The following is a 19134-nucleotide window of genomic DNA, read 5'->3' on the forward strand; positions in this document are numbered from 1 at the left end:
TGTTCACTTCACATCATGCTTTGACTGATCCAGGTTTCAATATAGTGGATTAGTATCGCGTACTCAGTACAGCGCACGAAAAAACACAAGGGTCGTATGGATAAAATAGAAGTTAGGGGTGCCCGCACCCACAATTTAAAAGACATTTCACTCACTATTCCAAGAGACAAGTTGATAGTGATCACGGGTCTTTCTGGCTCAGGGAAGTCGTCTTTAGCATTTGACACCTTATACGCAGAAGGCCAGCGTCGTTATGTCGAGTCTTTGTCTGCGTACGCGAGGCAGTTTTTATCGCTGATGGAAAAACCAGATGTGGATCACATTGAGGGCTTGTCTCCCGCGATTTCCATTGAGCAGAAGTCGACTTCTCACAACCCACGCTCAACCGTGGGAACCATTACCGAAATATACGACTATTTAAGATTACTCTTTGCTCGAGTGGGTGAACCGAGATGCCCTACGCATGATTTACCGTTAGCCGCACAAACCATCAGTCAAATGGTTGATACTGTGTTGGCGCTACCCGAGGGTAGCAAACTCATGCTGCTTGCACCGGTGGTGAAAAACCGTAAAGGTGAGCACGTAAAACTGCTAGAAGAGCTTGCGAGCCAAGGTTTTATTCGTGCACGTATTGATGGCGAGGTGTGCGATCTCTCAGATCCACCAACGCTAGAGTTACAGAAAAAACATACCATAGAAGTCGTGGTGGATCGTTTTAAAGTCAAAGCAGGGCTTGAGCAACGGTTAGCCGAATCTTTTGAAACCGCGCTTGATTTGGCTGATGGCATTGCGCAAATCGCCTATATGGATGATAGCGACGCAGACGAACTGATCTTCTCGGCCAACTTTGCCTGTCCAACTTGTGGCTATGCCATGAGCGAACTTGAACCTCGATTGTTTTCTTTCAATAACCCCGCAGGTGCGTGCCAAAGCTGTGATGGTTTGGGGGTAAAGCAGTATTTTGATCCCAAACGTGTAGTGCAAAACCCAGAACTAAGCTTGTCTGGTGGTGCAATCAAAGGGTGGGATAAACGCAGTTTTTACTATTTTCAAATGCTAAGCTCAGTTGCCGAGCAATATGGATTTGACTTAGAAACGCCATTTCAGGATCTGCCGAGTAAATTTCAAAAAGTGGTATTAGAAGGCTCAGGCAAAACTAAAATCGCGTTTAAGTATCGTAATGACAGAGGCGATCTTATCACTCGCAATCACGAGTTCGAAGGCGTGTTAAACAATATGAATCGCCGTTATCGGGAAACGGAGTCAAGTTCAGTAAGAGAAGAGCTCGCCAAATATCAAACCAGCCAAGCGTGTCCAAGTTGCCATGGCTCACGCCTGCGCGAGGAAGCTCGCCATGTGTTTATCGGCTCGACCAACCTGCCAACCGTAACAACGATGAGTATCGGCGAAGCCAGTCAATTTTTTATCGACTTAGCACTCACAGGCCAAAAAGCACAAATTGCGGACAAAATACTCAAAGAGATCCGCGACCGTTTATCTTTCTTGATCAATGTTGGCCTAAACTACCTTTCTTTGGAGCGTAGTGCTGATACTTTATCTGGCGGTGAAGCTCAGCGGATCCGTCTTGCAAGCCAAATTGGCGCCGGTCTCGTGGGAGTAATGTACGTACTGGATGAGCCTTCAATTGGTCTACATCAGCGCGATAACGACCGGTTACTTAAAACACTCACGCACTTAAGAGATCTTGGCAACACCGTGATTGTGGTAGAACACGATGAAGATGCCATTCGTGCAGCCGATCACATCATCGATATCGGTCCTGGCGCCGGTGTACACGGCGGCTATGTCGTCGCTGAGGGAACTCGCGATGAGATAATGCAAAGTAAAGACTCATTAACGGGTCAATATCTCAGTGGCGAGAAATGTATTGAAGTTCCAGCGCAACGCCATCAATGTGATGACAAATGGCTTGAGCTTAAAGGCGCAACGGGCAACAACCTAAAAAGTGTCGACTTAAAAGTGCCTGTTGGGCTCATGACCTGCGTAACTGGGGTATCTGGTTCGGGTAAATCTACCCTCATTAATGACACCCTATTCAAGCTTGCCCATCAGGAATTAAACGGTGCAACAACGCAAGAAGCTGCACCATATGAATCAGTTCATGGGCTAGATCACTTCGATAAAGTTATAGATATTGATCAAAGTCCTATCGGTCGCACACCACGTTCAAACCCTGCAACTTATACCGGGATCTTTACTGCTATCCGCGAATTATTTGCAGGAACACAAGAGTCGCGTTCACGCGGTTATAAGGTTGGCCGCTTTAGTTTTAACGTTAAAGGCGGTCGCTGTGAGGCCTGTCAAGGCGATGGAGTTATCAAGGTAGAGATGCACTTCCTGCCTGATGTCTATGTTCCTTGCGATGTCTGTACTGGTAAGCGCTATAACCGTGAAACACTGGAAGTGCTGTATAAAGGTAAAAATATCCACGAAGTGTTGGAAATGACCGTTGAGGACGCTCGAGAATTTTTTGATAAAATTCCCGCGATCAATCGCAAACTACAAACTTTAATGGACGTTGGCCTCTCCTACATTCGCTTGGGGCAAGCCGCCACGACCTTGTCCGGTGGTGAAGCACAGCGGGTTAAGCTCGCTCGTGAACTATCAAAACGAGATACTGGTAAAACACTCTACATTCTCGATGAGCCAACCACAGGTCTGCACTTCCATGATATTCAGCAGCTACTCGCAGTATTACATCGTCTACGCGATCATGGTAATACGGTGTTGGTTATCGAGCATAATTTAGATGTCATCAAAACCGCGGACTGGATTGTGGACCTAGGTCCAGAGGGAGGAGCTGGAGGTGGTCAAATCCTCGTCTCAGGTACACCTGAAACGGTGGCTGACTTTGCGGCTTCGCATACAGGTAAGTACCTTAAGCCCTTATTGTCTTAATTTCTAAAAGTCTCTATTATTGGTGCATAATAATTACAAATTCACTTATTATGCATCAACTTCTCGCGCCAAAAAACTTAACCGCATACCTAGCAAGACTGCGCTTTTCCATCGGCCAATTTTGGCAAAGCCTAACGCTGGCTCAACGCTATTATTTGGTCAGTTTTATCATTTTTATGTTCAGCTTGAGTGAAACTGAAGATAATAACTTCACCGCTTTTTTGATCTTAATAACCACAGTAACGGCGCTATGTTATGAATTCTGGCCAAGGATCATGACCTTTTGGGAAAGTGTGCCTGGCAAAGCACTAATACTGTTATTTTATGCCTTTATCGCCAACTTTGTGTTAGTGCAAGCTGATGGTCGTATCAATGATTTAACTGGAGTCAGCACAGATAATTTCCCTTACACACATAATTTGAGTGTGTTGCTGTCGTTACCTACTTGGTTTTTTATTACCAGTACCTTCTTGTTAATTCTCGCGCAACTCTTTATGACCTGCTATGTCGTTGTGCTTTTCCTACTTAAACCATTACGAATAAAGCCTTTTTGGCATCAGAATCACTATCGTTATCCGGCAACAACAGCAATCATCAGGTTGATCATGTGTTTTGTTTTATTGGCTTTTTTGGTGCTTGGCATTGCTAAATCAGGTGCTTCAACCGCATTTACTGAGTTTTCTTCTGATTTCAAAGTAGATAAGGACGGAATTTCTTTCCAAGCCAACGCGAAAGAATCGCGCTCTGCAGACTCCACAGAAGAAAACGAAGGAACATCGGAAACTCAACCACAATTGGCTGACATGAGTGGCGATACCCCACAGCAAGATGAAGCACAGCCCACGGCAGATGAGCCGGAGTCGTTAACGGTATCTATTAATAACGATCCCAACCCCGATTTGCACGAGCAAGGCAAAAACTATAACGATGTGCTTAATCAAATACTGGCTTACTTTATCTTTCGCTTTGAGTCTGACGGAAACTCACGTTGTGAACATAGCGAAGGCAGTAATATTGTTGAATTAAACGATTATGAGATCTTAGAGATCATGCCGGATAACGCCGCAGAATACGGCTACACCTATACAGTAAAGCCTTGTATTTCAGCGGCAATTGGTCATCAGTTTAAGCCGCAGCAACCATAAAGGTGCCTAGCGCATCGCGCTCTTGCTGACTCAGCGGTTGAGATTGCTTAACCGCAAAGTCATATCGCACCATAATGGTTTTACCTTCAGCACAGCATTCTCCATGCTGCCAAGCCTGCTGCAAAATGACAAATGAGCTGTTGCCGATATGTTCAACAGCCGTTTTTATTTCGACCTCTTGACCATAAAATAGCTCCCCTTTAAAAGTGACTTCGACTTTAGCAACAATCAATTTCCACTCTTTTGGATTTAAATCTGGTGTAAATATTTTGAAAATAGGTGTGCGCGCGGCTTCAAACCACACAGGGAGTACGGTATTGTTGATATGTCCAAGCACATCTGTGTCGCAAAAACGCGGCATAAGCTTTTCAGACAGCATAATAACTCCAATAAAAACTAGGGAAAAACATGAGTGATTTTATTCGCGTTTACGATAACGCACTCAGTTCAGACTTTTGCGATGAATTCGTAAAGACCTTCGATCAAAGCCCACATTTAAAACAGGGGACTACATCTGGTGGTGTCGACTTGAGTAAAAAAGTCAGTCACGACCTTTATCTAAATTCCTATCCTGACTATGCCAAACAGTTACAACACATTCAACAGGTTACGGCAAAGCACTTATTTGAATATCTTGAAGAACATTTCTTTATGATCATCGGTGCATTTGGACTTAAAGTGTATCACCCCAAAACTGGTGAGCCTGTCGATCTCACTGCGGATAACTTTGAAGAAGTCGGCAAGCCACAACTCCCGGTCCTTGCTCAACAGCTGTTTCGTTTGGGCGCTATCCAAGCTCAGCGCTATCAAATAAATAAAGGCGGCTACCCCTACTGGCACAGCGAAGTCTACCCTCAACATGACCATAATGAAGCCTTACACCGAGTGCTGTTATTTATGTTCTACCTTAATGATGTCGAGGAAGGTGGCGAGACCGAGTTTTATTATCAGCAGCGTAAAATTGCCCCAGTAAAAGGCTCTATGGTGATAGCGCCAGGGTATTTTACACATACACATAGAGGCAATATTCCGGTTTCTAATGATAAGTATATACTCACTTCGTGGGTGTTATTTAATAGAGCAGAGCAACTCTATGGTACACCCAAATAAGCTATCTCTATACTTCAGGGGCTGTTGAACTCAAGCATGCAAGATCAACAAGCCCCACAGAACTTATTTAACCTGAGGTTTGGATAAGGAATGAGCTAACTCACTGTTTTTTAATCACCTTAAACTATCTTCTTATCTAGCCAGAGAGTTTTGGGGATAACTCCGCTTCTGCGTCCTGCTCTCGCTAAGGTACCTACATCCTGTAGGCAAGGCGAATTTACGCAGCTCAGGTTATTTAGCTGTGGTAAATTCAGCCCACTCTATCAGCATGGGTAAAAAATCTTCATAGCCACACACCGCCATCATACCCGACTCATCTAAAGCCAGTGCGTCTTCTTGATATTGTGCTATGTCATCACTTTCATGAAACAAAGCGTGGCTTTCAAATAATGCTTCTTGCGGCGTGAACGTGGCGCGGATCTCTTTTCCAGCCAACACAAGCTCTTCTTTTTGATTTGGCAGGTTTTCAAGCTGTGTCAGCAGGCTGACAATACGCTCATGTGCAAGCTCTTCGCTCAGCCACCGACCTATCAACGCATGCTCGTCATTTAAGCGAGCTCGAAACCCAGAAAGTGGGTCACGAATAAACTGGTATTCCATCTTTACTTCTTAACTAAATCACCTTCTTTTATTATACCTAAGTGGCGTCCGCTAAGCATTCATTGATAGAATTACCTTTTAACCACTCGATTGTTGGTCAACGCATGTCGCCTGTTGAGATCTTATTTCCTCTCATCTTTATCGTTATTTCTGGTTTTTTGAGTGCAAAGATTGGCTTTATCGCCATCAATCAGCTTGATGGCTTGCGTACTTTTATCTTTAATTTATGTATTCCTGTACTGTTATTTAGCAGTATGGTGCAAGCAGATCTGAAAAGCCTCGCAACAGGCTCCTTGTTATTATCCTTTTATCTCCCAGTCGCTCTGACTTATGCAGGCCTATACCTATTTCTTTTCAAGGCACAACATCGCTCAAAAGCAGACAGTGCAGCATTAGCATTAAGTGGCACCTACTCTAATACCGTGTTAGTCGGATTACCGATTATCCTAATGGCGCTCGGTGAGCAAGCCGCTGCCATGGTATTTATGATTATTACATTCCACAGTGCGATGCTGTTTTTTATGACTTTTTTACTGGCAGCAAGACACAAGAATAAGTTGGATATTGCGAAACCCCTGCTGTTAAATCCAATAGTGATAAGTATTACGAGTGGTTTGATATTAAACGTTGCTGGATTAAAGCTACCAAGCTTAATACTTGAAAGCTTTAGTTGGTTGGCAAAACCTGCCATTCCAGGGGCGCTATTTATTCTGGGTGCGAGCTTGGTACAGTACGGCGTGCGAGGAAAGTTACAGGGTGCGATATGGCTAAGTGCAGTAAAACTGACGCTACTACCGGGATTGGTTTATCTCTTTGCCACTTATTTAGGATTGGCAACTCAGCAAGTTCAGGTGGTGACTTTAATGAGTGCCTCTCCTTTAGGAGTCAATGCCTATCTTGTTGCTAGACAGCTCGACAGCCAACAAGCAACACTTGCGGCTACCGTTGTGCTGTCCACTGTGCTGAGCATGGTCAGCCTGACTGGGTGGTTATACTTTTTGGTATAACCGTTAATACCTAGGCGGCGTATACTTAGCAGCATCAATAATAGCCCACAAATGGAAAACAGCTGCGATCACAGGTGGAACCAATAAAAACCACAGTGCATACCCACCTACAACAACAATTGCGAAGATTAAAGCCGCCAATATACGACCTTGAACCAACTGACCAAGGCCAGGGAAAAAGACGTTACAAATCGCTGCAATTACATTACCACCAGAACCTTGTCCAGACATAGTTACCTCTCTTAGTTACTTAAAGTCTTTCTTTTTAATATATCAGATTTCATGCCAACCCTAACACTTTGATTTTAAAAAAAACCAATGAAGCTCATTGTTTTCTGTTCACTATAAGTTAGCCTAAACCACTAACTTTTAGCTTAAAGTTTAGCTATATTATGATGCGTAATTCAATCACTTTGATTTGCATAAAATAATAATGAAAACAGGATGTCTTATGCTTGGCAAGTTTACCACCCCGCTAACAAAATTAGTCGACAAGTATCTACCCGATCCATTTGTGATTGTGCTTTTACTCACTTTTTTGGTGATGGTACTCGCTACATTGTTTACTCCAGCAACACCTGTCATGGTGCTTGAGGCATGGGGTAATGGCTTTTGGAAGCTGCTTACTTTTGCGATGCAAATGTTGTTAGTTTTATTATGTGGTCACATGCTTGCTGTTACCCCTCCAATAGCGAAAGCGCTAGACCGTATCGCAGGCCTAGCTAAAACTCCCTCTCAAGCAATTATACTCACCACCTTTGTTGCGATGAGCGCCAGCTGGATAAATTGGGGGTTTGGCTTAGTAGTCGGGGCTTTGTTCGCAAAGGCCATCGCTCGAAAAGTGAAAGTTGATTATCGCCTGTTAGTGGCTAGTGCTTACTCTGGTTTTGTTGTTTGGCACGCAGGCCTATCAGGCTCAGTCCCCCTGACTATCGCAACTCCGGGGCACTTTAGTGAAAAGAGCATAGGTATTGTTACCACTTCAGAGACAATCTTTGCACCATTTAACCTACTCATCGTACTCAGTATTTTTATCGTTTTACCACTTATAAATAAACTAATGCTTCCCAAAGATGATGACGCAGTTATTGTTGATAAAGAAAAGCTCATTGAACAAAGTAATGATATCAGTACCCACAATACTCCGGCTGCAAAATTAGAAAATGCCTCATGGCTTGGTATGTTAGGAGGAGCAATCGGTCTTAGCTACTTGGGCTTTTACTTTATATTTAATGCAGGCACATTGACATTGAATATCGTCATAGCCCTGTTTTTGTTCTTAGCCATGCTGCTACACAAAACCCCTGCAAATATTCTCAATAGTCTACAACAAGCAATTCAAGGTGGTGCCGGTATCGTGATCCAGTTTCCTTTTTATGCTGGGATCATGGCTATGATGGTTGAAACAGGACTAGCACAACAAATATCTCAAGGATTTGTTTCTATTAGCAGTCAATGGACATTACCGCTGTGGAGCTTTTTAAGTGCAGGCCTTGTAAATATATTCGTGCCTTCAGGCGGCGGTCAGTGGGCGGTACAAGCACCAATTATTATTCCCGCAGCAGAAACGCTTAATGCGGACATAGCCAGAGTCGCGATGGCAGTTGCATGGGGTGATGCTTGGACTAACCTGATCCAGCCATTTTGGGCACTCCCGGTACTTGCAATTGCAGGTCTTAAAGCCAAAGATATTATGGGATTTTGCCTAGTACAATTGCTGGTAACGGGTGTAATTATCGCAACTTTATTGTTGCTCCCCCTGTAAGAAGGTGCGTAATGCACCTTCTTACACAGATTAACTTGATAAAATTTTCATTGGTAAGCTAAGGATTGGATTCTCTGAATCAGCAAAATGCATCATTACCACAACATGACCTGTAATAACAACTATATACATAATAGCGCTGACCACTTGCCCATATCGGTCAAGGGGTAATAAGTGACTGTAATTACGGCCACGCCACTCAATCAGGATTTCAAAACTACCAATCAAAATGAATATCACCAGTAGGATTAAGCCAAAGGTGTAACTTATCCAAAGGCCGAATAATACTCCTGCCATACACGCCAATAACCCCACCCAAGAGCGCATTGAAAAGCTTATGCTTTTTAGAACATGCCCACCATCTAACGGCAAAATAGGTAGTAAATTGAATAAGTTCAACAGCGCACTTAATACTGCAACACCAGCAAAGATTTCCATCTCTGTCGCATAATACAACACCACTCCAAGGATTGAGGTTATCAAACCAAATGCCGGTCCCATCAACGAAATAACTACGTCTTGCCAGCGGGTCGTGATCTTATCGTCACTTACAGCCAGGCCACCAACGAAAGGGATCAAATAGATGCCTTTTGTTTTAATCCCAAAATAGCGCATCGCGCGGACGTGGCCATATTCATGAACGACTAAGCAAGCCACAAGCATAAGCGCAAACTGCCAAGAAAATAGCCATGCGTACCCTGCCACGGATGCGCCAGCCAAGGCAGCTTTGACCACCTTGGCACTTTTAAATAACTTTAAGCCCAATGCTGCCAAACCAAATAGGCTGCGTTTTTCTTTAGGTGTTTCAGTGCTCACTTCAAGCCACTGAAGCTCAGCTCCATTTACTGCAATTCCAAGTAATCCCTGAGGTAACTGCTCTGTACTTACCGCCAGTGCTTGTCCATCAATGGTCGCGAAAATGCCATTATGTTGCTCTTCAAAGGTAATCGCTTGCTGCTCAACAAAAAGCTGTACTACTTGTTGTTGGTTAAAAAAGATAGATACCGCTTTGTCCGCTAGCGAAAGCTCGACTCTATTCATATTCAGATCCAAAGGTCATTTGGGGCATTATCGCTAAAAGCGCCCGCTTCATAAAGTGCTGCCAAAATCTGAATTAGAAAAATGCAGGCAAAGTGTCATTATGGCGCTTCAAATTGAGTAAAAATCACCTTTTAAAGCATTTTGAGATTTGAGCACTTTAAATTATTTGTACTAGACTTTAAGGAGGTAAGGTATACGAAGGAATTGTTAATGTCATTAGCAAAACATCGGATAATGGTAGTAGATGATTCACCCGCGATCCTCGTCGTAATGCAAGCTATTATGACTGAGCTTGGTATTGAGCATGTCACAACCTGCTCAAGTGCGGTGAATGCTGTAGAAAAAATACGGCAGACTCCTCATCAATTTGACGCCATTTTTACAGATCTCAATATGCCCGAAATGGATGGCATGGAGTTTATTCGCCAACTAGGAGAGCTAAGGTTCTCTGGCGGCATTATTATTATTTCCGAAATGGACGAAAAGATTATTGATCTAGCAACCAACCTTGCCAGACAGTCCAATGCACATCTTATCGGCAATATTTCCAAGCCCGTACAATTGGTTGATGTCGAGCGCATGCTCAAAAAAATGGAGACGTATACCACTGTTAAACGTAGCCGTATTGAAAAGGTGACCGAAAGCGATCTTTTGCACGCCATTAGTCACAATGAAATTACGCCTTACTATCAGCCAAAGGTTCACCGTGGTGACAAAAAGATAAAAAGTGTCGAAGTGCTTGCCCGTATTGTGTCTAAAAATACCGAGCAGGTCATTTTACCAGACCATTTCATTGGCGTGGCCGAAGATACCGATCTAATCAATATCATTACTTTCCAGCTTTTTGAAAAGGCAACGGATGAATTCAAAGCAATCAAATCTGAACTCAATTACCCGATTAAACTGGCCTTCAACTTATCGCCCGTGCAATTAAATGATTTGAGCTGTCCAGATAAATTGGCACTTATTCTAGAAATAAACCGTTTAAAGCCTAGTGATATCATTTTAGAAATTACTGAAAACCAACCGATGAATCAGTCTATTCAACTGGAAACAATGAACCGGTTACGGATCCGAGGGTTTGATATTTCGTTAGATGACTTTGGTACTGGATTTACCAATATTCAGCAATTAAAGTCTTTGCCGTTTACCGAGATCAAAATCGACCGCTCTTTGATAACCCATGTGGAATCCGATCGCTTTTCACAGGTACTTATCGACAGCTTAATCGACATCGCACAAAATCAACAGTTAGACATAGTAGCTGAAGGTATAGAGCGGATTGAAGAGCTACAATACCTTGACCGCTACAAGCATAGCTTATTAATGCAGGGTTTTTTAATCAGCAAACCTAAACCACTAACAGACCTAGTTGGGTGGATACACTCTTGGCAGCGTATGATTAATTCGAACCCTTAACCTCTGGAGAGGCAGTTTCCTCTCCGTCGCTTTGCGTTTCAGACACATCTTCAGCTTCGTCGCTGTCTTCAATCAAATTATCATGATTATCAACGCGCTCTCGCCACTTTTGCTTAGCAGCAGCTTGCATATTGGTGGTTTGCTCTCGCTCATCAACAATATCCATTCCCATTAATGATTCAAGCAAATCTTCTAATGTCACTATGCCTTGTACATCGCCATACTCATCAATGACAAGCGCAATGTGTAGACGCTTTGCCAGTAACGCTTTGAATAACTCTGGCGCAGCTAGCGTTTCCGGTACGGTATAAAGAGGGCGAGATAGCTTACCAATTTTATATTCTTCTCCAAGCCTATGATAAGCAAGCATAATGTCATTTTTGTGCACAAAGCCGATGATGTCATCTGTGTTTTTATCGAATACCAACACCCGAGAAAAAGCAACCGAACCATGCTCAGACAAATACTCGTGTACTGTCATATCTTTATGCACTTTAAATAGCACCGTTCTTGGTGTCATGATGCTTTCGAGTTTGGCGTGGCGAAAGCGCAACAAGCTGCGAATGGTTTCAGTCTCGTCCTGATGCAGTGCACCTGCTTCAGAGCCAATCTCCGCCATCGCTTCGATTTCTTGACGAATATAGTGAGCTTCGTCTTCTTTACGACCTATCACTTTTGTAAGTTGGTCAGACATCCACACGAATGGCTTCAATATTCGAACTAGCCATACCAACACACTTGAAACGATAGGTGTTAACCCGCGCCAATAAGTCGCCCCTAAAGTCTTCGGAATGATTTCTGACAGTACCAAAACCAGTAGCGTCATCACTGCCGAGGCTATACCGACAGCTGCATCTGAAAATACCACAGCAGCTTGTGCGCCAACCCCTGCAGCACCGGCGGTATGCGCAACGGTGTTTAACGTTAGAATGGCAGATAAAGGCTGATCAATATTGTCTTTAAGGCGTTGAACTCGCGATGCTAATGCATCATTGTCTTGCTTTAAGATCCCTATATGGCTTGGCGTAATACTAAGTAGCACTGCTTCCATCACCGAACAGATAAAAGAGATAGCTATTGCCAAAAACATGTAGGTTAATAATAAAACCAAGTAAATTCTCCTCTTTATTCAACGCTAAGTGTTTGCTTAACCGCGTACGTTATGTTGCTCATCAACACAGACTATTAAATTTAGGACGTCTATCGCAGCAATACAACCGGTTCAAAATACTATGATATAGTTTTATCATATAATTACCTACAATAGGCGCAAATAAATGAAATTACGTACAGCCGTCACTCTACTATTTACGGCAGTCTCAGCACAACTTTCAGCAAGCCCATTAGACGAGTCAAAAATACAATTTTTGGGTCCCATCGCAGGCGAATCAACAATAAAGCCAGCGGATACAGCTCATCGTGATGCAATTATTGAAAACCTGCTACCATCATTACAACAAGACGCCAAACAGGTAACGCTATTCAATAATGAAAGCAAATGGCAAGCACTGAATAAAGTATCTCAATTAACGATACCTGGACTACAAGCTCTGAAGTTTAATTTCACTACTGAACGTTTTGTCTCAGGTAAACTCAAGCTTGAGGGCATTGAGAAAGCCAAAATATTTCTAAATGGAGAGCCAGTCTCCGGTGTTAAAGAGGTTCAGCTTGATGTCGTCAAGGGCGATCATCAAATCCTCGTTATCGCTGAGCAGGTAAATGACTGGAATAAAGTTGATCTTAGCTTTGAAGGCGAAGCAGCACATGACGTTATCACGCTAACAGAAAAACAAACCAAAGCGCTGTCTGCAAAGCAGTTGTTTGATGCTCCAACGGTGAGTGCTATCTCACTTGCACCTAACGGCGAATATTATATCTCTACCGTCCGCCACTACGATGATGAAAAAGGCAATTCAGCAATCACCGAAACTGCTTTATACAATGAAGATGGTGATATGCTTTACAGTTTCGATGGCATGAGCGCAAATAGCTTTGCGTGGCGTGATGACAGCAGCAAACTCACTTATTTAAAAGATAATAAAGCTTACGTCCTTGATGTAAAAACCTTTAAACGTACTCAAGTTGCTACTAAGCTCAATGGCGCTAATAGTATCGAGTTTTTTGATAATGAGACGCTTATTTTTGCTTGGACCAACAGCGGCAAAGAAGAAGGCAAACTGACTAAACATTATCAAGGTTTAGAAGATAGATGGTCATATGCTCGCACTCAATCGCAAATCTTCTTACTCGATATAAAAAGTGGGTTACTTAATCCAGTGACCGTTGGCACACAAAGCCACAGCTTGGCCGACTTTGACGCACAAGCAAACACGGTTTTAGCAACGCGTAATAAGCAAGACTACGCGCAACCTCCTCACATGTTGACAGAGCTAATAGAAATCGATCTATCAAACAATCAGCAAAGTGTCATTGGCCAGTATCGTACATTTAGCGGCGCGCAATACACCAAAAATGGTATTTATGTCACTGCAGGTCCTGATTTTGCAGAAGGTGCGGGGCGCAACTTACCTGAAGGTATGCTCGCGAATAACTATGATGGCCAACTTTATTGGATAGATCGCAAAGGCCACAATGTAAAAGCACTGAGTAAAAACTTTGACCCAGCCATAGGCAGCTTCACCGTACTCAATAATGGCGATGTGGTACTGAAAGCGACTGACCAAGATCGTCAACAGCTTTTCTTCTTCGACGAAAGTAAGTCCACTTTCAAACGCTTAAACACCGGACTGGATGTTGTCGCCAACTATTCTGTGTCGAGTGAACGTAATCCAGAGATCTTATTCACGGGAACTACAGCATCAACTCCACAACAGTTAAAAACCATGTCAACCTCAGATAAGCGAGCTGAAACGCTCTGGGACTCAACAAATATCGCATACCAGAATGCGGAAATTGCCAACCTAGAAGAGTTTAATTTTACTAATACTGAAGGCGTGGAGATTAAAGGCCGCGTGTATCTACCACACGATTTAGACAAAGCTAAAAAATACCCAGCACTCGTTTATTACTACGGTGGCACTTCTCCAGTGACTCGTGGCTTTACAGGGCGTTACCCATTTAACTTATGGGCAGCAAAAGGCTATGTTGTTTATGTCTTGCAACCAACTGGTGCGACAGGTTTCGGTCAGAAATTCTCAGCAGAACACGTTAATGCTTGGGGTGAACACACCGCTAACGATATCATCATGGGTACCAAAGAGTTTGTGAAAGCCTACCCTTTCGTTGATGACAAGCGTTTAGGTAATTTAGGTGCTTCTTACGGCGGCTTCATGACTATGCTGCTAACAACAAAAACTGATTTGTTCTCAGCTTCTATCTCACATGCTGGTATTTCTAATATTACCTCATACTGGGGCCAAGGCTGGTGGGGTTATCTGTATTCTGGCGAGGCCTCAAAAGGAAGTTTCCCCTGGAACAATCCAACGCTTTACTCACAACATAGCCCGGTATTTAATGCAGACAAAGTAACAACACCATTATTATTAATTCACGGCGACGCGGATACCAATGTGCCGCCAGGTGAAAGTCACAATATGTATACCGCATTGAAGATCCTTGGCCAAGATGTTGAATTGGTCGAATACAAAGGCGCAGATCATCAAATTTTTGCTCGTGACAAGCGCTTCCATTGGTGGAACACCATGCTGGCTTATTTCGATAAACATTTAAAACAAGAGCCACAATGGTGGGAACATCTATACGGTAAGTAATCAACACTAGGCGGCACTCTGTGTCGCCTTTTTGTTTATGGAAGCAGCAATCAAACACATCATTGTATATAATTTAATAATAAAGCTCGGTTTCCCCTTGATCGAACTAGGTTGTCAGGTTAACGTGCCAGATACAGAGTTGTAAGAATTCGTTTCATGTACTTCCAAGCAGCGATCTCTCAGTGTTATATTAACGACAATTAAACAACAATTAACAGTGAAAACATGAGCATAAAGGTTTTATTAGTTGAAGATGATGAACTCTTAGCAAAGCGACTGTGTAGCCACTTTGAAAATACCGAGTTCAGTATCACTGTAGACAATACAGGGGCTACTGCGCTTGAGCTTATTCAATCTCAAACCCAAAACCCATTTGCACTTGCTATTGTTGATGTTGTTTTACCCGCCACCGATGGCCTGCAACTTGCGAAAGAGATTAATACCTTATCAGACCTTGGTGTCATCATGCTCTCCAGTCGAGACTCTCAAGCCGACAGAATCGCAGGTCTTGCGCAAGGTGCTGATGACTACGTTTGTAAGCCTGTTGATACGCTTGAGCTTGAACTGCGTATGCGTGCCTTATACAAACGTTTAGTTGGTAATAAAGACGATGAATCGGAAGAGTTTATCGAATATGCTGACTTTAAACTACACCCTGATAACCGTACCTTAATCAATCAACATGGTATTGAGTCTCGACTTACCGAAGCAGAGCATAAAGTATTAATTTGTCTTATTTCCAATGCAGGAAGAGCAACATCCAGAGAGCGTATTTCGGAAGACATTGGGCAACCTGATTGGAGCCCAAGTGACAGAACGGTTGATGTCTTAGTTGGCCGACTACGCAAAAAACTCGGCGATGAAAAAGAGCAAAAACGCATTGTGACGGTTCGTGGTAAAGGTTATATGTTGTCAGCTTAATCTTTAAATAATACGCTCCCTCTCTATTGAAATGCCGTTAGCTAATACTGTGTTAACTGAGCTAACAACCTCTCCAACGCGCGATAACTAAGCGCTTCCTTTAAATGTGATAAGTCAATATTAGGTGTAGAACTCAGATCTGCAATGGTACGTGCAACCTTGATTATTCGATGATATGAACGTGGTGATAGCTTTAGTTTTTCTGCTGCCTTTGCTAGAAATAAACGTTCAGCATCAGCAAGATAGCAGATATGATTTAGCTCTTTTACACTCAGTTGGTCGTTACATTTTCCCTGACGTGCTAAAGCTGTTTTATAGGCCAGCTCCACCCTAGCCCTTATTGTCGCGCTAGACTCACCATCATGCTGTGACTGTAGTTCTTCCGTTTTTAGACGAGGTAATTCTACTTGTAGATCTATTCGGTCTAAAAATGGACCTGAAATCTTAGCCAAATAGCGCAATACTTGATCTGGAGACGCTCTTTTGTCAGTGTAACAACCTGTAGGACTTGGATTTAATGCTGCGATCAGTTGAAAGTTTGCAGGGTAATCAACTTGCCGAGCTGCGCGCGAAATCGTTACCATGCCCGTTTCCATCGGCTCACGTAATGAGTCTAGTACCTTCCTATCAAATTCTGGTAACTCGTCCAAAAATAGAACACCATTATTTGACAATGATATCTCCCCAGGCTTAGGGTTCGACGAGCCTCCAACCAAGGCTACCGCAGAGCAAGTATGATGTGGAGCTCTAAAAGGCCTTGTTTTCCAGTTTGATTGGCTGATTGTTTTTCCCAGTATGGAATAGATAGAAGCCGTTTCTAACGCCTGATTATCCGTCATTAGTGGCATTATCGTGGGTAGACGCTGAGCAAGCATCGATTTTCCAGTGCCGGGTGGACCAAGAAATAAAACGTTATGCCCACCTGCCGCGGCTATTTCTAGCACTCGCTTCGCTCCCTCTTGTCCTTTCACCTCAGCCATATCCAGCAAGCTCCCACCTGAAGCTTCAATATTTAAATTATCTGGGTAGAGTTGATTAAACCTAAGTGATTGCTGGCCGCTTAAGCCTAACCATGCTGTACGCAAGCAGCTTATAGCAACACGATTGGCATCAGCGGCGAGGCTCGCAACTGCATCGTTACCAATTGGTAAGTAAGCAGTTCTCCCCTCCTTCGCTGCTGCAATAACAGATGGCAAAATCGCAGTGACCGTCCTCAGCTCACCATTTAACGCAAGCTCACCATAAAACTCTTTATCAGCAATAGCATGGCTATCTAACTGTCCTGATGCGACGAGAACACCGAGTGCGATTGCAAAGTCAAAGCGGCCACCGTCTTTGGGTAAATCTGCTGGTGCTAAGTTTACTGTGATACGCTGTTCTGGAAATAAAAAGCCAGCATTAACAAGGGCACTACGAACGCGCTCTTTGGCTTCTTTAACTGAGGTTTCGGGTAACCCAACAATACTAAAGGCAGGTAAACCATTACTAAGGTGTACCTCAACAATTACCTCGGGTGCGGTAATACCAACTTGTGCTCGAGTGAAGACTCTTGCTAAAGACATCCATGTCTCCTGCTTACTTAATATTTATAGTTAAATACGTGTAACACCAAGTGGTATCGCATAGCCGCTAATCTCAATAACAAGGTTGCCGCCATGGACAATACCATTACGTATTCTGTTGCCATGCCCAATTTAATTGCTTGAGTATAGACTACCCCGCCAAAAATGCAGGTGATCGCGTATAACTCTCCTTTTAGAAGAAGGGGGATTTCTCGAGCCAATACGTCTCTGATGACTCCACCAAAACACCCGGTCAATACGCCCATGATCACAGCTGTAGTATCAGGCATCCCAATACTTAAAGCCTTTTGTACTCCCATTACAGCAAAAAAAGCAAGCCCAATAGCATCAGCAACCTGCAGTACAGTTCTTGGAATATTTTGATGCCGATTTAGCCACCATATACTCACAGCGACAGCAAATAAAATAGCGTAAATATAGCTAGTATCATGAAGCCAAAAAACGGGTTGATCTAAAATCAAGTCTCGTAATGTTCCCCCTCCGATACCAGTTACAGTCGCAAGGACAATCACACCAAAGCCATCCATGTGTTTACTATGCGCAATTAACGTTCCCGAGATCGCAAAAACCATAACGCCCAAGAGATCAAACCAATGATAGAGTTCTGACATTTCGTAATTAGTTGTGAAACAAAAGCAAAATCATAACGAAGATCTCACACAAAAGGTAGTAGCATCGCCGATATTTACAGCTATCAATGTGGTGAGAAAATTGACTTTATGAAATGTTTAGGATGAATGCTTGCGGATAAACCATCTACCATGTTGCACTATGATTATACTGTGGTGGGAGTGAGTTCACCTCGCGATGTGTTGATTGGCTTGCGAGGGTTTTATATCTTATACCAATTGCACTAAGTCTCCAATCAATTTGAAGGGTGAAATACCATATTAGTGTCGTTAAAAATTTCTCATTTAGAACAACTAAATAGCAAAATTTTTGCCTAGCTACTAAAGCTATTTCTCCGCTTCAAATAGCTCATTTACCTAATACAATTGGTATTAAATCTCTATACCCCAAACAGCAAAAAACCCGTCGCATTACTGCAACGGGTTTCTCTTATTTGGCCCTGGCTCGCTACGAAGTAGGATGTTCTACTTTCACATGGGAAGCCCACACTATCATTGACCGGGGCCGACCCTTCGGCTGTTTTGTTTCACTTCTGAGTTTGGGTGACGAGAAACCGAAGCACCGCTTAGCAGTTCGAGGAAGTGAGCGCAAAGACCCGCGAAGGGGAGATGCTACATGGAAGTGCTTTACCCCAAATAGCAAAAAACCCGCTGCATTACTGCAATAGGTTTCTCTATTTTGCCCTGGCTCACTACGAAGTAGGATGTTCTACTTTCACATGGGTAATCCACACTATCATTGACCGGGGCCGACCCTTCGGCTGTTTTGTTTCACTTCTAAGTTTGGGTGACGAGAAACCGAAGCACCGCTTCGCAGTTCGAGGAAGTGAGCGCAAGGACGCGCGAAGGGGAGATGCTACATGGAAGTGCTTTACCCCAAATAGCAAAAAAACCCCGTCGCATTACTGCAATGGGTTTTGATGTACACGGATGTTCGAATGTCGATGAAGTTCATGGATGAACGCTTTTCATCAACCTCTTATTTTGCCCTGGCTCGCTACGAAGTAGGATGTTCTACTTTCACATGGGTAATCCACACTATCATTGACCGGGGCCGACCCTTCGGCTGTTTTGTTTCACTTCTGAGTTTGGGTGACGAGAAACCGAAGCACCGCTTCGCAGTTCGAGGAAGTGAGCGCAAGGACGCGCGAAGGGGAGATGCTACATGGAAGTACTTTACCCCAAATAGCAAAAAACCCGTCGCATTTCTGCAACGGGTTTTTCTTATTTGGCCCTGGCGATGTTCTACTTTCACATGGGTAAT

At 43.4% G+C, this 19134-nt stretch carries 15 protein-coding genes and 1 pseudogene; 9 read left to right on the plus strand and 7 right to left on the minus strand.

Annotated features, from left to right (window positions below; genetic code table 11):
• Positions 1–96: 96 nt before the first annotated feature.
• Together uvrA and EXT47_RS16715 are read left to right on the plus strand one after the other, a co-directional pair.
• Complete coding sequence (gene uvrA, locus EXT47_RS16710) at positions 97–2919, plus strand: excinuclease ABC subunit UvrA (protein ID WP_010605951.1); 2823 nt, start codon at positions 97–99, stop codon at positions 2917–2919.
• A gap of 50 nt (positions 2920–2969) precedes the next feature.
• Positions 2970–4064, plus strand: coding sequence for a hypothetical protein (locus EXT47_RS16715; protein WP_039492950.1), 1095 nt, complete (start codon positions 2970–2972; stop codon positions 4062–4064).
• Here EXT47_RS16715 and EXT47_RS16720 read toward each other — a convergent pair.
• Positions 4045–4443, minus strand: coding sequence for a thioesterase family protein (locus EXT47_RS16720; protein WP_010605953.1), 399 nt, complete (start codon positions 4441–4443; stop codon positions 4045–4047). The two genes, EXT47_RS16715 and EXT47_RS16720, sit on opposite strands and share 20 nt — an antisense overlap.
• Positions 4444–4472: 29 nt before the next feature.
• Here EXT47_RS16720 and EXT47_RS16725 point away from each other — a divergent pair, with 29 nt between their 5' ends.
• Positions 4473–5174 carry a 2OG-Fe(II) oxygenase gene (locus tag EXT47_RS16725; protein WP_039492951.1) on the plus strand — a complete coding sequence of 234 codons (702 nt, stop codon included), beginning with the start codon at positions 4473–4475 and terminating at the stop codon, positions 5172–5174.
• Between the two features lie 231 nt (positions 5175–5405).
• On the opposite strand, the gene EXT47_RS16730 is transcribed toward EXT47_RS16725, so the two are convergent.
• Positions 5406–5774: a YacL family protein gene (locus tag EXT47_RS16730; protein ID WP_039492954.1), complete on the minus strand. Its 369-nt coding sequence runs from the start codon at positions 5772–5774 to the stop codon at positions 5406–5408.
• A gap of 62 nt (positions 5775–5836) precedes the next feature.
• On the opposite strand from EXT47_RS16730, the gene EXT47_RS16735 reads away from it, so the two are divergent.
• Entirely contained in the window at positions 5837–6781 is a 945-nt protein-coding gene (locus EXT47_RS16735; protein ID WP_226899143.1) for an AEC family transporter, read from the plus strand.
• A 3-nt stretch (positions 6782–6784) separates the two neighbouring features.
• Here EXT47_RS16735 and EXT47_RS16740 read toward each other — a convergent pair whose 3' ends face one another.
• The gene (locus EXT47_RS16740) at positions 6785–7012 is read right to left on the minus strand and encodes a hypothetical protein (RefSeq protein ID WP_010376621.1); all 228 of its coding nucleotides are present in this window, start codon (positions 7010–7012) and stop codon (positions 6785–6787) included.
• A gap of 220 nt (positions 7013–7232) precedes the next feature.
• Between EXT47_RS16740 and EXT47_RS16745 the strand changes: the two genes are divergently transcribed.
• Complete coding sequence (locus EXT47_RS16745) at positions 7233–8546, plus strand: short-chain fatty acid transporter (protein ID WP_130127101.1); 1314 nt, start codon at positions 7233–7235, stop codon at positions 8544–8546.
• 30 nt (positions 8547–8576) lie between these two features.
• Here EXT47_RS16745 and EXT47_RS16750 read toward each other — a convergent pair whose 3' ends face one another.
• Complete coding sequence (locus tag EXT47_RS16750; protein WP_130127102.1) at positions 8577–9587, minus strand: metalloprotease; 1011 nt, start codon at positions 9585–9587, stop codon at positions 8577–8579.
• Positions 9588–9797: 210 nt separating this feature from the next.
• Between EXT47_RS16750 and EXT47_RS16755 the strand changes: the two genes are divergently transcribed.
• The gene (locus EXT47_RS16755; RefSeq protein WP_045990536.1) at positions 9798–11006 is read left to right on the plus strand and encodes an EAL domain-containing protein; all 1209 of its coding nucleotides are present in this window, start codon (positions 9798–9800) and stop codon (positions 11004–11006) included.
• Here EXT47_RS16755 and EXT47_RS16760 read toward each other — a convergent pair.
• Positions 10990–12117: a hemolysin family protein gene (locus EXT47_RS16760; protein ID WP_010376613.1), complete on the minus strand. Its 1128-nt coding sequence runs from the start codon at positions 12115–12117 to the stop codon at positions 10990–10992. The two genes, EXT47_RS16755 and EXT47_RS16760, sit on opposite strands and share 17 nt — an antisense overlap.
• Positions 12118–12283: 166 nt before the next feature.
• Between EXT47_RS16760 and EXT47_RS16765 the strand changes: the two genes are divergently transcribed.
• Positions 12284–14737 (plus strand): S9 family peptidase, encoded by a 2454-nt coding sequence (locus EXT47_RS16765; protein ID WP_130127103.1) that lies wholly within the window; start codon positions 12284–12286, stop codon positions 14735–14737.
• Between the two features lie 225 nt (positions 14738–14962).
• Positions 14963–15658 carry a response regulator transcription factor gene (locus EXT47_RS16770; RefSeq protein WP_017219015.1) on the plus strand — a complete coding sequence of 232 codons (696 nt, stop codon included), beginning with the start codon at positions 14963–14965 and terminating at the stop codon, positions 15656–15658.
• A 41-nt stretch (positions 15659–15699) separates the two neighbouring features.
• Here EXT47_RS16770 and EXT47_RS16775 read toward each other — a convergent pair whose 3' ends face one another.
• Positions 15700–17220 (minus strand): YifB family Mg chelatase-like AAA ATPase, encoded by a 1521-nt coding sequence (locus tag EXT47_RS16775; RefSeq protein ID WP_130127104.1) that lies wholly within the window; start codon positions 17218–17220, stop codon positions 15700–15702.
• Between the two features lie 17 nt (positions 17221–17237).
• On the minus strand, positions 17238–17852 hold the full coding sequence (locus EXT47_RS16780) for a trimeric intracellular cation channel family protein (protein WP_039492969.1): 615 nt from the start codon (positions 17850–17852) through the stop codon (positions 17238–17240).
• Positions 17853–18808: 956 nt separating this feature from the next.
• Between EXT47_RS16780 and EXT47_RS23970 the strand changes: the two are divergent.
• Positions 18809–19134: pseudogene (locus EXT47_RS23970) on the plus strand (hypothetical protein); the annotation flags it as partial.

It is taken from the genome of Pseudoalteromonas sp. CO342X, from assembly GCF_004208915.1.
Classification (GTDB): Bacteria; Pseudomonadota; Gammaproteobacteria; order Enterobacterales; family Alteromonadaceae; genus Pseudoalteromonas; species Pseudoalteromonas maricaloris.

Coding starts and splice junctions, on each gene's coding strand:
- EXT47_RS16765 (WP_130127103.1), top strand. CDS start 12,284: ATGAAATTACGTACAGCCGTCACTCTACTATTTACGGCAGTCTCAGCA.
- EXT47_RS16715 (WP_039492950.1), top strand. CDS start 2,970: ATGCATCAACTTCTCGCGCCAAAAAACTTAACCGCATACCTAGCAAGA.
- EXT47_RS16750 (WP_130127102.1), bottom strand. CDS start 9,587: ATGAATAGAGTCGAGCTTTCGCTAGCGGACAAAGCGGTATCTATCTTT.
- EXT47_RS16740 (WP_010376621.1), bottom strand. CDS start 7,012: ATGTCTGGACAAGGTTCTGGTGGTAATGTAATTGCAGCGATTTGTAAC.
- EXT47_RS16725 (WP_039492951.1), top strand. CDS start 4,473: ATGAGTGATTTTATTCGCGTTTACGATAACGCACTCAGTTCAGACTTT.
- EXT47_RS16775 (WP_130127104.1), bottom strand. CDS start 17,220: ATGTCTTTAGCAAGAGTCTTCACTCGAGCACAAGTTGGTATTACCGCA.
- EXT47_RS16745 (WP_130127101.1), top strand. CDS start 7,233: ATGCTTGGCAAGTTTACCACCCCGCTAACAAAATTAGTCGACAAGTAT.
- EXT47_RS16780 (WP_039492969.1), bottom strand. CDS start 17,852: ATGTCAGAACTCTATCATTGGTTTGATCTCTTGGGCGTTATGGTTTTT.
- EXT47_RS16730 (WP_039492954.1), bottom strand. CDS start 5,774: ATGGAATACCAGTTTATTCGTGACCCACTTTCTGGGTTTCGAGCTCGC.
- EXT47_RS16720 (WP_010605953.1), bottom strand. CDS start 4,443: ATGCTGTCTGAAAAGCTTATGCCGCGTTTTTGCGACACAGATGTGCTT.
- EXT47_RS16755 (WP_045990536.1), top strand. CDS start 9,798: ATGTCATTAGCAAAACATCGGATAATGGTAGTAGATGATTCACCCGCG.
- EXT47_RS16770 (WP_017219015.1), top strand. CDS start 14,963: ATGAGCATAAAGGTTTTATTAGTTGAAGATGATGAACTCTTAGCAAAG.
- uvrA (WP_010605951.1), top strand. CDS start 97: ATGGATAAAATAGAAGTTAGGGGTGCCCGCACCCACAATTTAAAAGAC.